Below are 14,133 nucleotides of genomic sequence, written 5' to 3' on the forward strand. Positions count from 1 at the left end.
TCCCAGTGAACTCCAATCCATGAAAACCGTCGCAATGGTGCTGTTTCCCGACTTTCTCCTGCTCGACATGGCCGGGCCCATGGAAGTGTTCTCCATCGCCAATCGATACCTGAAACCCGACGATCACTATGTGCTGTCGACCATCGGCACCGAGCACGGCGCACTGCGTGCGTCCAACGGGGTGAGCGTGCACGCTGACCGGCACATCGACCAGGCCTGCGAAGGTTTTGACTTGCTATTGATACCCGGTGGCCCCGGTGCCTACAACGAACGGCATCCGCCATTGCTCGACTGGCTCAGGCACAACGTCAGCCGGTCCGCCGCTTATGGCTCGATCTGCACCGGGGCGTTCGTGCTGGGGCACGCGGGTTTGCTCGACGGCTATCGCGTCACCACCCACTGGCACTACACCGAGCGACTGATCAAGGGCTTCCCGAAGGCGACCGTCGAGACCGATCAGATCTTTGTCCAGGACCGCAACCTGATCACCTCCGGTGGCGTCACCGCCGGGATCGATCTGGCCTTGTCGGTGGTGGCCCAGGACCACGGCAAAAAAGTCGCCCAGGACGTGGCCAAGGTGTTGCTGGTGGTGATGAAACGCCAGGGCGGGCAGGCGCAGTTCAGCCCGTTGATGGCGGCGGTGGCCCCTCACGAAACGGCGATTACCCGGGTGCAGAACCATATGCTTGAACATCTCGATGAAACCTACAGCATCGAGCGCATGGCCGGTCTGGCCAACATGAGCCCGCGGCATTTCGCCAGGGTGTTCGCCCGGGAAGTGAGCATGACGCCGATGGAGTTTCTGCAAAGCGCGCGGATCGATTGCGCCAGGAGCCTGCTGGAAACCACCGAGTTGCCGCTCAAGACCGTGGCCTTCAAAAGTGGCTTCGGCAGTGTGCGGCACATGCGTTTTCTGTTCAGTGAAAAGCTCGGACTGACCCCGACCCAATACCGCGAGCAGTTCAGCTAGCGCGCGTGTCCGTCATGCGCACCGCAATGGCCGTGACGCTCCCCCCGTGGCAGTTGTACCGTCACCGAGGCCTGCCAATATATCGCTGAACGCATTGCAAGGAAGGTGCGGAGCCTGGGATGGACTCACGTACCGAGCCAGGCTTCCAGCGGGTGACAGCGCATGAACAGCCTCAGAGATTTGAACAGCGAAGCGGTGTTGCAATTCGGGCCCTACGCTTTCCACCTCAGTCAGCGCCTGGTGCTACAAGGTGATCGACCGCTGCGCCTGGGCGGCCGCGCCCTTGATGTGTTGCAGGTGCTGGTCGAGCACGCAGGTTCGGTGGTCAGCAAGGAAGAGTTGATTGCGCAGGTCTGGCCGCGCTCCGTGGTCGAAGAGATCAACCTGCGGGTTCACATTGCCGCCCTGCGCCGAGCCTTGGGGGACGGCCAGAACGGCCAGTGCTACATCGTCAACATTCCCCAGCGCGGCTACAGTTTTGTCGCCCCGGTACAGCATTCGCCGCAGCCCGTAGCGTTCCCGAGCGAGACCTTAAAAAAGCCCCTGCACAACTTGCCGGCGCGTCTCACGCCGATCACCGGGCGCGATGCGATTGTCGGCAGCCTGGTGCGGCAGTTGCCGGTACGGCGATTCATGACCCTGGTCGGGCCTTGCGGGATCGGCAAGACCACCGTGGCGCTGCGCGTGGCCGAACTGTTGCTGCAGCACTATCGGCACGGCGTGTGGCTGGTGGACCTGGCGGCGATCGATGACCCGGCGCAAGTGACCGATCACCTCACACGAACCCTTGGGCTGGAGGTCGGCACCACGTTGGAGGCGCTGGCGCAGCGGCATGCCTTGTTGGTCCTGGACAATTGCGAACACCTGCTCGAACGCTGCCAGACGTTGATCGAAACGCTGCTGGCTGCGCTGCCGCGACTGTCGATCCTCGCCACCAGCCGCGAGCCGCTAAAGGCAGCGGGCGAAACCGTATTGCGTCTGCCACCGCTGGCGGTGCCGCCGGCGTCAGCGCTGCGCAGCGTTGCCGAGGTCATGGGCTATTCGGCGGTGCAGTTGTTCGTCAGCCGTGCCCGAACTCGTCAGCAAGGGTTCACCCTGCGCGAGCAAGACCTCAAGACCGTACGGGAAATCTGCCGGCGCCTCGACGGCCTGCCGCTGGCGATTGAATTGGCGGCGGCGCAAATCGATGCGCTGGCGCTGGTGGGGTTGCAGGCGCAACTCGACAACTGTTTTCAGCTGCTGTCCCAGGGCCGCCGCACGGCCGTGCCCCGGCACCAGACGCTCAAGGCTGCGCTGGACTGGAGCTACGAACGGTTGAGTCCGCTGGAGCAATCCGTATTGCAGCAGCTGGCGGTGTTCAAGATGGCCTTCACCCAGGACGCCGCGATCGGCGTGATCAGCTGCGACGCGTTGCCCGTCGCCGAGCTGATCGAGGTGCTGGACAACCTCACACTCAAGTCACTGCTGTCCCAGGAGCAGGGCGGCGGTGTGACCCGTTACCGTTTCCTCAACACCACCCGCACCTACGCCCTGGAAAAACTCGAACTCAGTGGAGACTTGCGCGCCCTCGAAATTCGCTATGCCGGTTACGTCAGTCAGACGCACCGGCCTTCAGGCGCGCAGGTGGCATTGCAACTCGTCGAGTAGCCGGCGAACGGTCATCAAGTCGGGCGTGGCGAAACCTTCGGTGTAGCGCTGGTAGATCGGGGCCAGCAATTGATGCGCCCGTTGGGGGTTGCCCTGACGTTGCCACAACTGCGCCAGCGAGGTGGCGCTGCGCAATTCCCAGGCCAGCGCACCCTGAGTCCTGGCCACGTTGAGTGCCTTCAGCAGTACGGTTTCTGCCGTCGCGGTTTTGACCGGGCAATCGGTTACCAGCAACGTCGTAGCCCTGGCCCGCAGAATCTCTGCCGTGCTCCAGTCTGAAACACCGCTTTGCGCACGTTCGAGCAGGTCATCGTCGACACAGGTTGAATCCAGCGTGACCATGATGTCCTTGATCAAACCGACACGTTGGCGGCTGGTTGGCCGAACGTCGGTGCCGCCGATCACCTGAGCGTAGTGTTGCGCCCAGTCATGGAACAGCAGCACCGAGTGTTTCTGCGTCTGTTGCAGCAGCAGGCGCAGGAGTTCGCGGGCGCTGCGGGTGTCGCCGTTGTAGTGGGCGATCAGGCAGCCGGCGAGCGCCAGGGTGTAACAGATCGACGTGCCGTGGTTGATCTGCAGCGCGATGTCCAGCGCCTGCCGGGCTGCGCGCCAGGCCTGTTCCGGTTGGCCTCGCAGCCAGAGGATGCGCGCGTGGATGGTCAGCGCCGCGACGCTCTGGTCGTATTGCACGCCGAAGCCATGGGTGAAACGGTTGAGATGACCGCTGTGGGCCATGCGTTGCAGCACCTGTTCGGCATGCTCCCCAGCCTGTCGCTGGTCGCCGCAGAAGTGCAGGGCGAGTACCCGCAATCGATGCATGCTCAGGGACATCAGGGCGTCGTCATGCAGCCCCAGTCGATCGAATTGCCGGCTCTGTTCCAGGGCCATCTGGTATTGGCCGCAGCTGAGGTTGACCGCCAGGTGCCCGGAAATCGCCCGCAACTGACCGGCCACATCCTTGAGTCGGCTGGCCAGGGCTCTGGCGCTGACGAAGGCGCCAACGGTTTCGGCGCAACCTCCTTGAACGTGGTAACAGGCACTGCCCAAAGCCAGCTTAAGGGCCATCTGCAAGCGCGGGCAAGGTTCGGCAGACTGCTCGAGCAAGGCCAGCGCCTTGCGCACATAACCGCCGTGCTCCTTGAGCAGTGACAACTCCTGCCACAGGGGCGTAGACGTCGCGGCCAGACGTATCGCCAGTGCCTGCGGCCCTTGCGCGTGCAAACCCCAATCGAGGGCAGCGCGGATGTCCTCCAGAGCCCGGCCATAGCGTTCGAGCCACAGGCCGGTCGAGGTTTTCTCCCAGTCGTCCTGCGCCTGTTGCATCAGCGCCAGGCAACGCTCGGCATGCCGCTCCCGAGTGCCGGGCAGGTCGCAGGTTTGCGCAAGTTTTTCCAGGGCATAGCTGCGGGTGGTATCGAGCAGGCGGTAGTAAACATCCTCGTCGCCTACCTCCACGTTCAACAGCGACTTGGCGACCAGTTGCGTGATCGAGCCGAACACTTCGCGAGGTTCGATGTGTTCGCCGACAATCACCGCCGCTGCCGACTCCAGGGTGAAGCTGCCGCGAAACACACTGAGTCGGCGCAGGCAGGTCTTTTCGCAGGCATTGAGCAGCTCGAAGCTCCAGTCCAACGTTGCGCGCAGGGTCTGGTGGCGTGCCAGGGGCATCTGACAGGGCTGGGTCAACACCCGGAAGCTGCTTTGCAACTGCGCCAGCAAGCCGGGCAATCCGAAGTTGCCCACTTGCGCCGCCGCCAGTTCGATGGCCAGTGGTATGCCGTCCAGTCGGTGGCAGATGTCGATCAACAGCGGCAGTTCATCGTCCGTCAGTTCAAAGCTGTCATGGCTGGCCATGGCCCGCTCGACAAACAGTTGCAAGGCGGAAAAGGTCATGGCCTGGGCCCGGTCGAGGACGGCGATGGGCGGCGGGCAGTCGAGTGATTCCAGGCGCTGGACGAATTCCCCTTCGGCCCGCAGGCTCTCGCGGCTGGTGGCGAGAATATGCACGTGCGGCGCACTGCGCAGAATGTTTTCGCAGAGCTGGGCGATGGCGTCGACCAGGTGTTCGCAGTTGTCGATGACCAACAGCATTTGCCTGTCGCGCAGACAGTCGGCAAGACCGCTCAGGGGGGCGTCGTCGTGCAGGGCCAGTTCGAGCAACGTCGCCAGGTGGCCGTCGATCATCAGTGGGCAGTTGATCGGGGCCAGGTCCAGCAGGCGAATGCCGTCCCGGTAGCGACCGATCATTCGTTCGGCGACCCGCAAGGCCACAGTGGTCTTGCCAATGCCGCCGGGGCCGACCAGGGTGATGAAGCGCTGGCGGGGCAGTTGCTCCATCAGGTTGTCGACCAGCGTCTGCCGGCCGATCATGCGTGTGCGACGCACCGGCAGGTTATGCTGGCTCGGCGCGCAGGCCACGGGCGCTGGCGGTTGCTCGGCCTGTTCCAGTGAGTGCGGTGCGACGAAGCTGTACCCGCGCTGGGCCACGGTGACGATGTAGCGCTGGCCGGCCTGGCCGTCGCCGAGCGCCTTGCGCAACGCGGCCATGTGCACCCGCAGGTTGATGTCTTCGACCACGCTGTTGGGCCAGACCCGGGCGATCAGTTGCTGCTTGCTCACCACGTTGCCAGCGTGCTCAAGCAGGATCAACAGGATGTCCATGGCGCGTCGCCCCAGGCGCAAGGGCTGGTCGGCCTCCATCACCAGGCGTTGTCCGGGGTAGACCCGGTAGGGGCCGAAATGCACAGCCTGTTCGGGGGAAAGGGTCAACGAGTCGCTCCTGCTGCATCCGTCTAGTACGCGGTTTTCGAGCATATTCCTCAGGTTTTTTACAGAGCGCAATGCGCCGCCCGGGTGACTGAAGGGGCAGGCATTGACTCTAGCGTATCGGCCAGCGGCTGTCGGCCCCGTGATCATTGGGCGCGACAGATGGATCTCGGTTGCCGGGGCTTTTTGCGCGCCATGGAAAATTAACAACGTTTAACTCGTCCTGAGTCCGGTCTGCGCCCAAAACTCTCTGCCTGTAGGAGCGAGCTTGCTCCTACAAAGGGATTCAATCCATCGCAAGGACAGAGCAATGAGCAACGTGGTGGTGGTCTATCACAGTGGCTACGGGCATACCCGGGTCATGGCCGAAGCCGTGGCCGCGGGCGTGGAACGGCACCTGGGCAGCACCTGCCAGTTGATTCCGGTCGAGGACGTGGACGAACACTGGGAGCGGCTGCACCGCGCCGATGCCATCATCTTTGGCGCGCCGACCTACATGGGCAGCGCCTCGGCGGCCTTCAAGGCGTTCATGGAGGCCACGGCGGCGTTCTACCTGACCCAGCCCTGGCGCGACAAACTCGCGGCAGGCTTCACCAATTCCGGCTGCCTGTGCGGCGACAAGCTCAACACCTTGCTGCAGATGGCGGTGTTCGCCGCGCAGCACTCGATGATCTGGGTCGGCCTCGACCTGCTGCCGGCACGCTCCAGCACTGGCGCGTTCAACGGCCAACTCAATCGCCTGGGCAGCTCCCTCGGCGCCATGGCCCAGTCGAATGTCGAGCAATCCCCCGACGATGCCCCACCGCTCGAGGATCGCTGCACCGCCGCGCACCTGGGCGAGCGAGTGGCGCGCCTGGCCGATCGCATGAACCTGATACCGGTTTGATTCACCCCCAACCCTCATCAAGGAGGCATCACCCATGAGCACCTTCACTACCCGCGACGGCGTCGAGATTTACTACAAGGACTGGGGTACCGGTCAGCCGGTTGTCTTCAGTCACGGCTGGCCGCTGAACGCCGACAGCTGGGAGTCGCAGATGATCTTCCTGGCCTCCAAGGGCTACCGGGTCATCGCCCACGACCGTCGCGGTCATGGGCGCTCCAGCCAGCCGTGGTCGGGCAATGACATGGACCATTACGCCGACGATCTGGCGCAGTTGATCGAGCGGCTCGATCTGCAAAACGCCGTGCTGTTCGGCTTCTCCACCGGCGGTGGCGAGGTGGCGCGTTACATCGGTCGCCACGGCACCGGACGCGTGGCCAAGGCCGGGCTGATTTCCGCGGTGCCGCCGCTGATGCTCAAGACCGAAGCCAACCCCGGCGGCCTGCCGCTGGAAGTGTTCGACGGCATCCGCCAGGCCTCGCTGGCCGACCGTTCGCAGCTGTACATTGACCTCGCCAGCGGCCCGTTCTTCGGCTTCAACAAGCCTGACGCGAAACCGTCCCAGGGCATGATCGACTGGTTCTGGATGCAGGGCATGATGGCCGGCCACAAGAACGCCTATGACTGCATCAAGGCATTCTCGGAAACCGACTTCACCGAAGACTTGAAGAAGTTCGACGTGCCGACCCTGGTGGTGCATGGCGACGCGGATCAGGTGGTGCCGTACGAAGCGGCGGGCGTCTCCTCCGCCAGACTGGTGAAGGGCTCGACCCTGAAGATTTACCCGGGCGCCCCTCACGGTTTGACGGACACCCACAAGGACCAGCTCAACGCTGACCTGTTGGCGTTCTTGAAAGGTTAAAAAGCCGGATCAAAAGATCGCTGGCGAAGGCTGCGATCTTTTGCTTTTAAGGCCATGCACCACCTGACAGCGCCAGGCAAACGGATTGATGCCTTCGCTGCGGGTGAAGATGTGGCAGAAATGCGCCTGATCGCAGAAGCCGCATTCGAGGCTGATCTGCGTAAGGCTCAGGTTGGTGTACTGGATCAATTGCTTGGCCAGGGCAATGCGCTGCTGGCGAATCCAGTCCTGTGGCGAGAGGCCGGTGCTGCACTTGAACGCGCGGGAGAAGTGACTGCGCGAGAGGGCGCAAGCCTGTGCCAGTTCAGTGACTTCAAGGCTGTCACCGAGGCGTTCGAGGATCAGTTGTTTAACCCGTTTTTCGCGTTGCGGGCTGAGGCCGCCGGTGCTTTTCTTTGGCACCGGCGTGAATGGCGCGGGGGCGGCATTTTGCTGAACGTGAGCCATGGCGAATGTCCGTGTCGGTAGGCTTCATTCTTGGACCCGAAGGCTCTGGCTTGCGAGTTAATCGTTGTTAATTCCTCGCTCACCGCGGGAAGTCTTGGGTAAAGTCAGACACACTTCTCATCCTCGCGCCTGGCCGAACACACACACACAAGGAACCCGTGCCAATGAACCGTAACGATCTGCGTCGCGTCGACATGAACCTGCTGGTGATTTTCGAAGCCCTGATGTTCGAAAAGAACCTGACCCGCGTCGCGGAAAAACTGTTCATGGGCCAACCGGCGGTGAGTGCCGCGCTGGGGCGTTTGCGCGATCTGTTCGACGACCCGTTGCTGCTGCGCAACGGTCGCGGCATGGAACCGACGGCGCGGGCGCTGGCGATTCTCAAGGAGTTGCAACCGGCGATGGACACCATTTCCGGCGCGGTCAGCCGGGCCAAGGAGTTCGCTCCGGCGACCAGTTGCGATGTGTTTCGCATCGGGCTGTCGGACGATGCCGAGTTCGGTTTGTTTCCGCCGTTGCTGCGTCAGTTGCAAGAGGAAGCGCCGGGCATTGTCGTGGTCGTGCGGCGGGCCAATTACCTGTTGATGCCGACACTGCTGGCGTCGGGGGAAATCTCGGTGGGCGTGAGTTACACCACGGATCTGCCGGCCAATGCCAAGCGCAAGAAACTGCGCGATATTCCCTGCAAAGTGCTGCGCGGCGACACCCGGCCAGGACCGCTGACCCTGGATGAGTACTGTGAGCGGCCCCATGCGATGGTGTCGTTCTCGGGGGACTTGAGCGGCAATATCGACCTGGATCTGGCGAAGGTCGGGCGTAGTCGTCGTGTGGTGCTTGGGGTGCCGCAGTTCAGTGGGTTGCGGGCGTTGCTCGCCGGGACCGAGATGATTGCCACCGTACCGGATTATGCGGCGTGTGCTTTGGTGGAGGGGTGTGGGTTGCGGGCTGAGGATCCGCCGTTCGAGATTGAGGCGGCGCAGTTGTCGATGGCCTGGAGCGGGGTGCATGACAATGATCCGGCGGAGCGGTGGTTGCGGTCGCGGATCAGTCAGTTCATGTCTGTGTCTTTGGATATTCCCTCCTGACTGAGTACATATCCGTTTCTGCGGTAACGGCGGCTGGCGGTTTCGCCCTTACGGCGAGTCCCTTTTGGCAAACGCCCCAAAAGGAACCAAAAGGTCTCGCCCCTTACGTACGGCCCCTCGCTGAGGCTCGGCGTTCCTTCGCTGCGGTATTCATCCGGGGGCATTGCCCTCCGGTCGGCTTCGCTTCGACCTACATGCAATGAGTTCGACTGCGTCGAACGGCGCTGCGCGCCAATCCCCGGATAAACACCTCCACTCAGCCTCCCGAGGGGGCGGGTGGATCAAGATCAAGAGCTGCAGGCGAGCTAACGCTCGGCCTGATGAGTGGTGAGAAGCGGCGCGGTGTACGCGCTCTGTCTTTGCTCTTCTGTAGGAGCGAGCTTGAACTGGTCAAGTAATCCCGGACACCGGTTACGGTGTTTATGCCGCTTTTTGCTCCATGGCTATTGGCGACAGGTAGTTGTTGTAGCTGTGGAGCCTGGTGCGGTTGTAGTACAGGAAGAAACGCACCATATCGGTTTTTGCTTCCTCGATCTTGCTGTAGCCACTACGAGGCACCCATTCTGATTTCAGCGTGCCGAAAAAACGCTCCGTTGGAGCATTGTCCCAGCACTGCCCGCGATGACTCATGCTTTGCAAAATGCCATGACGCTTCAGTTCTTCTTGAAACTTGCGACTGGTGTACTGACAGCCCTGATCTGAATGGAACATCAGTCCAGGAGGACACGCTCGCACCTCTGTCGCCATGCGTAGCGCCTTGCTGACCAAGTTGGCGTCATTGACCAGCGAAAACGCCCAGCCAATGACGCGGCGAGCAAACAAATCGATCACGATGGCCAGATGAACCCAGCGCTCGCCCACCATCAAGCTGGTAACGTCGCCACACCAGACCTGATCAACTGCAGTCGGCTTAAAATTGCGCTTGAGTCGATTGGGCGCGACAAATGCTTCAACGCCTTTGGATCTGAATGGGTGAGGCTGGCGTTGTTTACTGACAATGTTGGCCTCCCTCATTAGCGCCCTGACAAGGCCTCTTCCGATCGCGATGTTTTGGGACTTCAGGTTCTTGCTGATCATTCTGGAACCCATGGCTTCCCGGCTTTCGCTGTGCAGTTCAACCACTTTCAGCTTGAGGTCTTCGCGTCTGATCCGCGGTTTGGCTCGCCGCTGAAGCCACTCATAAAAGCTGCTGCGCTTCACATCGAAAACACGACACACAATGGCAGTCGGGAATGACTCTCTTAGTTCCGCAATCATCGAAAACGATCGGGATCCGACATCAAGAGAGCGGTAGCCTTTTTTAAGATCTCGGCTTCCATTTCCATGCGTTTGATCTTGGCCTTTAGTTCCTGGATCTGGCGCTGATCTTCGGTAATCGCCTTGGTGCCTTTGACTGGCTGTCCCTCGCGTTCCTTGCGAACCTGATCGACCCAACGCCGTAAAGCGGTAGGGCCGATATCCAGCGATGCACACACTTCTGGAACCGGGCAGTTATCATCAAGCACCATGCTGGCAGCATGCAGCTTGAACTCGCGGGTATAGACCTTTCTTTCGTTCATGGAACCTCCAAGTTGGCGAAATCATATCGCCCTTAAGAGGTGTCCGGAATTATTAGGCCAGTTCAGGCTCGCTCCCATAGGGAATACGCAGTGTTCCGACAGCGCTGTTTAAAAGCCGTCAGCCTCTATTCCTGAAAGCTACGCCGCCTTGCGTCGTTGCCTACAACTACGCCAGAATCCGCCGGCTTGTGAGTCTTGTACCCGGTCTTTATCGTTTCCCTGTCGCTGCAAATTCAGCGACCGGGTTTAGCGACCCGACCAGGTATAAGCGCAACAAGGCTCCAGTCTGCAATTTTCGACATGGTGGCTGTGCGCGGGAGGCCTTCGGGTCTGCCGGGTCTTATACCTCCCGGTTCGCTAACCTGCGTACAGCTGCCACCCTTACTTGTTTAGCGACGGGTTTTGGTGGTTTCACCAGGTATAAAGGAGCTCCGCCATGTTCAAACCAACCCCGAATCCCCCGCAATCCGACGACGTTTCCCCCTACGATTCGCTTGATTCCAGAAAGCTCCACGAGGCCGCCGACCGCGCGCTGGATCACTACCTGAACCCCGCAAAAGACCCGGCTCCATCGCACAAACCCAGCACGATGTTTGTCATCGCCCCCGACATCAATACCGAAACGCTACTGGCCCACGCCTGCGAATCCCTGGCCTCGGCCAGCATCATGGCCAGTGACCTTGCGGGGTTTCTGCAAAGCCCTCATCGCAATGCGCTGCTGGGCATTGCGCAGATCATCATGTTGGGCGAGTTGGCGGTGAATCGGGCGCTGGATAATCTCGATCCGCAGGAATAACCCGGTAGAAGCAACAACAAATAACCCTGTGGGAGCGAGCTTGCTCGCGATAGCGGTGTACCAGTCAACACCAATGCTGAATGTAATGCCGTAATCGCGAGCAAGCTCGCTCCCACAGGGTTCCATGCCGTTTGGCCGCTCTCGGTCTTCCCGCAAACAGAGCACGTACATTCAATTTTTTCTCCCCCCGTCACGGCACTATCGAATCCAGTCCCGGCGCATCGACGCCGGTGGTTTTTCATTTGTGCGGGTAGGCCATGGACGCTTCGCGACGCGATGATCGGGCGCAAGACTGGGGGCTGCTGTTCCTGCGGGTCAGCGGCGGGTTGTTGCTGTTGTGGGTGCACGGTTTGCCCAAGCTGCTGCACTACAGTGCCGAGTTGCAAAACATCGAAGACCCTTTCCATCTGGGCGCGAACCTGACGCTGCTGCTGGCGATTTTCGCCGAGGTGGTGTGCCCGCTGCTGATCGTCGCCGGGTTGCTGGCGCGTCTGGCATGTTTGCCTATTCTGTTTTTGCTGTGGGTGTCGATGTTGGTCGTGCATCCGCAGTGGACGCTCTTCGAAGGCCAGTTCGGCTGGCTGTTGCTGATCGTGTTCACCAGCATTTTCATCGCCGGGCCGGGACGGCTGGCGCTCAATGTCCGTTTCGCCGGAGCCTTGCGTTATGTCTGAATCCAATCACCGTGAGCCGGCAAGTCCCGGGCCTGATGAGGTGGTGACCCTGATCGTCAAGCACCGGGTCAAGGCCGGTTTCGAAGTGCCTTATGAAGCCTGGCTGCGCAACATCGTCAAGGTGGCCGCGCAGAACGTCGGGCACCTGGGCGTGGATGTGGTGCGTGGCAAGCACGCCGGTCTCGACACCTACACCAGTGTGCTGCGTTTTTGCTCGACCGAGGCGATGCAGCGCTGGCTCGATTCGCCGCAGCGCCAGGAACTGGTCAACGAAGCCGCGCCGATGCTGGCCGATGGCGACCAGACTGAAGTCAATCCGGTCAACGAATTCTGGTTCTCGCCCCAGGCCGAAGCCGGTACGCCACCGCCGCGCTGGAAGCAGGCCGTGGTGACGCTGCTGGTGATCCTGCCGCACACCTTGCTGGTGCCGCTGCTCTGGGGGCCGCTGCTACAGCTCAACGCCTTGCTCTCCAATTACGTGGTGGCCACCTTCCTGATCACCCTGACCATCGTGCTGTCGGTGGTTTACATCTTCATGCCCATGGCGACGCGTCTGTTCGCGCCCTGGCTGTCTCCCGCCACATTGCACGAGGAACCGTGATGAACGCCGATCTGATTCTGTTCAATGGTCAATTCCATACCGTTGACCGCGAAAAACCGCTCGCCAGCGCCGTGGCGATCAGCGACGGTCGTTTTGTCGCGGTCGGCAGCGATGCCCAGGCCATGGCCCTGCGTGGCTCGAACACCCAGGTGATCGACCTCAAGGGCCGCTGCGTGATCCCCGGGCTCAACGACTCGCACTTGCACCTGATCCGTGGCGGCTTGAACTACAACCTGGAACTGCGTTGGGAAGGTGTGCCGTCACTGGCCGATGCCTTGCGCATGCTCAAGGATCAGGCTGACCGCACGCCAACGCCGCAGTGGGTGCGGGTGGTCGGTGGCTGGAACGAATTCCAGTTCGCCGAGAAGCGCATGCCGACCCTGGCGGAGCTCAACCAGGCGGCGCCAGACACGCCGGTGTTCGTGTTGCACCTGTACGACCGCGCCTTGCTCAACCGCGCGGCGTTGCGCGTCGCCGGTTACACCCGCGACACGCCGAACCCGCCGGGTGGCGAGATCGTGCGTGACGCCAACGGCGAGCCGACCGGCATGCTGGTGGCGCGGCCCAACGCGATGATTCTGTATTCGACCCTGGCCAAGGGGCCGAAGCTGCCGCTGGAGTATCAGGTCAACTCGACCCGTCAGTTCATGCGCGAACTCAATCGCCTGGGCCTGACCAGCGCCATCGATGCCGGTGGCGGTTTCCAGAATTACCCGGACGATTACCAGGTGATCGAACAGTTGGCGAAGGACGAGCAACTGACCGTGCGCATCGCCTACAACCTGTTCACCCAGAAGCCCAAGGAAGAGTTGACCGACTTCAAGAACTGGACCGGCAGCGTGAAGCTGCACCAGGGTGACGATTTCCTGCGGCACAACGGCGCCGGGGAAATGCTGGTGTTCTCGGCGGCGGATTTCGAAGACTTCCTCGAACCGCGCCCGGACCTGCCGCAAACCATGGAAGCCGAACTGGAGTCGGTGGTGCGCCACCTCGTCGAGCAACGCTGGCCGTTCCGTTTGCACGCCACCTACAACGAATCCATCAGCCGCATGCTCGACGTATTCGAGAAGGTCAACCGCGACATTCCGTTCAACGGCTTGCCGTGGTTCTTCGACCACGCCGAAACCATCACCCCGCAGAACATCGAGCGGGTGAGGGCCCTGGGTGGCGGCATTGCGATTCAGGATCGCATGGCCTTCCAGGGGGAATATTTCGTCGAGCGTTACGGCGCGAAAGCGGCCGAAGCCACGCCGCCGATCAAACGCATGCTGGCCGAGGGCGTACCGGTGGGCGCCGGTACCGACGCGACGCGGGTGTCGAGTTACAACCCGTGGACCTCGCTGTACTGGATGGTCAGCGGTCGCACCGTCGGCGGCATGGAGCTGCACGCCGAAGGCCTTTCACGCCTGACGGCGCTGGAGCTGTTCACCCACGGCAGCGCCTGGTTCTCGTCGGAGCAAGGCAAGAAGGGCCAGATCAAGGTCGGGCAACTGGCCGACGTCGCCGCCCTCAGCGCGGATTTTTTCAGCGTCGATGAAGAGGCGATCAAGTGGATCGAGTCGGTGTTGACCGTGGTCGGCGGCAAGGTGGTGTACGGCGCCGGTGACTTCGAGAAGCTCGGGCCGGCCAGTGTGCCGGTGCTGCCTGACTGGTCGCCGGTGGTGAAGGTGCCCGGTCACTGGCGCCCGACGTCGCCGATGCAGGCCCAGGTTCACCATTGCAGCGGCCCGTGCGCGGTGCATTCCCACAGTCATGAACGGGCGCGCCTGTCGAACGCGCCGGTCAGCGATTTCGCCGGTTTCTGGGGCGCCTTTGGCTGCTCGTGTTTTGCCTTCTGACGAAT

At 61.7% G+C, this 14,133-nt stretch carries 13 protein-coding genes; 9 read left to right on the plus strand and 4 right to left on the minus strand.

Going from position 1 to position 14,133, the window contains the following annotated elements; genetic code table 11:
• Positions 1-19: 19 nt before the first annotated feature.
• Both AC3IT9_RS11375 and AC3IT9_RS11380 read left to right on the plus strand, forming a co-directional pair.
• Positions 20-970, plus strand: coding sequence for a GlxA family transcriptional regulator (locus AC3IT9_RS11375; RefSeq protein ID WP_489273090.1), 951 nt, complete (start codon positions 20-22; stop codon positions 968-970).
• Between the two features lie 162 nt (positions 971-1,132).
• On the plus strand, positions 1,133-2,617 hold the full coding sequence (locus AC3IT9_RS11380; RefSeq protein WP_489273092.1) for an ATP-binding protein: 1,485 nt from the start codon (positions 1,133-1,135) through the stop codon (positions 2,615-2,617).
• On the opposite strand, the gene AC3IT9_RS11385 is transcribed toward AC3IT9_RS11380, so the two are convergent.
• On the minus strand, positions 2,582-5,386 hold the full coding sequence (locus tag AC3IT9_RS11385) for an ATP-binding protein (RefSeq protein WP_489273093.1): 2,805 nt from the start codon (positions 5,384-5,386) through the stop codon (positions 2,582-2,584). The genes AC3IT9_RS11380 and AC3IT9_RS11385 overlap by 36 nt on opposite strands.
• Before the next feature lie 307 nt (positions 5,387-5,693).
• Between AC3IT9_RS11385 and AC3IT9_RS11390 the strand changes: the two genes are divergently transcribed.
• Positions 5,694-6,269, plus strand: coding sequence for a flavodoxin family protein (locus AC3IT9_RS11390; RefSeq protein ID WP_489273095.1), 576 nt, complete (start codon positions 5,694-5,696; stop codon positions 6,267-6,269).
• A 34-nt stretch (positions 6,270-6,303) separates the two neighbouring features.
• Positions 6,304-7,128, plus strand: coding sequence for an alpha/beta fold hydrolase (locus tag AC3IT9_RS11395; protein WP_150756491.1), 825 nt, complete (start codon positions 6,304-6,306; stop codon positions 7,126-7,128).
• A 9-nt stretch (positions 7,129-7,137) separates the two neighbouring features.
• Here AC3IT9_RS11395 and AC3IT9_RS11400 read toward each other — a convergent pair whose 3' ends face one another.
• The gene (locus AC3IT9_RS11400) at positions 7,138-7,575 is read right to left on the minus strand and encodes a helix-turn-helix domain-containing protein (RefSeq protein WP_223448653.1); all 438 of its coding nucleotides are present in this window, start codon (positions 7,573-7,575) and stop codon (positions 7,138-7,140) included.
• A gap of 164 nt (positions 7,576-7,739) precedes the next feature.
• Here AC3IT9_RS11400 and AC3IT9_RS11405 point away from each other — a divergent pair, with 164 nt between their 5' ends.
• Positions 7,740-8,660: a LysR family transcriptional regulator gene (locus tag AC3IT9_RS11405; RefSeq protein ID WP_489273096.1), complete on the plus strand. Its 921-nt coding sequence runs from the start codon at positions 7,740-7,742 to the stop codon at positions 8,658-8,660.
• Positions 8,661-9,080: 420 nt separating this feature from the next.
• Here the strand turns inward: AC3IT9_RS11405 and AC3IT9_RS11410 are convergent, their stop codons facing one another.
• Positions 9,081-9,917 carry an IS3 family transposase gene (locus tag AC3IT9_RS11410; protein ID WP_224789174.1) on the minus strand — a complete coding sequence of 279 codons (837 nt, stop codon included), beginning with the start codon at positions 9,915-9,917 and terminating at the stop codon, positions 9,081-9,083.
• On the minus strand, positions 9,914-10,219 hold the full coding sequence (locus tag AC3IT9_RS11415) for a transposase (RefSeq protein ID WP_150753137.1): 306 nt from the start codon (positions 10,217-10,219) through the stop codon (positions 9,914-9,916). The genes AC3IT9_RS11410 and AC3IT9_RS11415 overlap by 4 nt, the downstream gene beginning before the upstream one ends.
• 436 nt (positions 10,220-10,655) lie before the next feature.
• On the opposite strand from AC3IT9_RS11415, the gene AC3IT9_RS11420 reads away from it, so the two are divergent.
• The 4 genes from AC3IT9_RS11420 to AC3IT9_RS11435 all read left to right on the plus strand — a co-directional run bounded on the left by AC3IT9_RS11420 (position 10,656) and on the right by AC3IT9_RS11435 (position 14,128).
• On the plus strand, positions 10,656-11,015 hold the full coding sequence (locus AC3IT9_RS11420; protein WP_477784023.1) for a DUF6124 family protein: 360 nt from the start codon (positions 10,656-10,658) through the stop codon (positions 11,013-11,015).
• Positions 11,016-11,272: 257 nt separating this feature from the next.
• On the plus strand, positions 11,273-11,689 hold the full coding sequence (locus AC3IT9_RS11425) for a DoxX family protein (protein ID WP_150724276.1): 417 nt from the start codon (positions 11,273-11,275) through the stop codon (positions 11,687-11,689).
• A complete protein-coding gene (locus tag AC3IT9_RS11430; protein ID WP_489273098.1) occupies positions 11,682-12,290 on the plus strand; it encodes an antibiotic biosynthesis monooxygenase in 609 nt (202 codons plus the stop codon). The genes AC3IT9_RS11425 and AC3IT9_RS11430 overlap by 8 nt, the downstream gene beginning before the upstream one ends.
• Positions 12,290-14,128, plus strand: a complete 1,839-nt coding sequence (locus AC3IT9_RS11435; RefSeq protein ID WP_489273100.1) for an amidohydrolase — start codon at positions 12,290-12,292, stop codon at positions 14,126-14,128. The genes AC3IT9_RS11430 and AC3IT9_RS11435 overlap by 1 nt, the downstream gene beginning before the upstream one ends.
• The last annotated feature ends 5 nt before the right edge of the window (positions 14,129-14,133 follow it).

The organism is Pseudomonas sp. KH_046_1 (genome assembly GCF_057839025.1).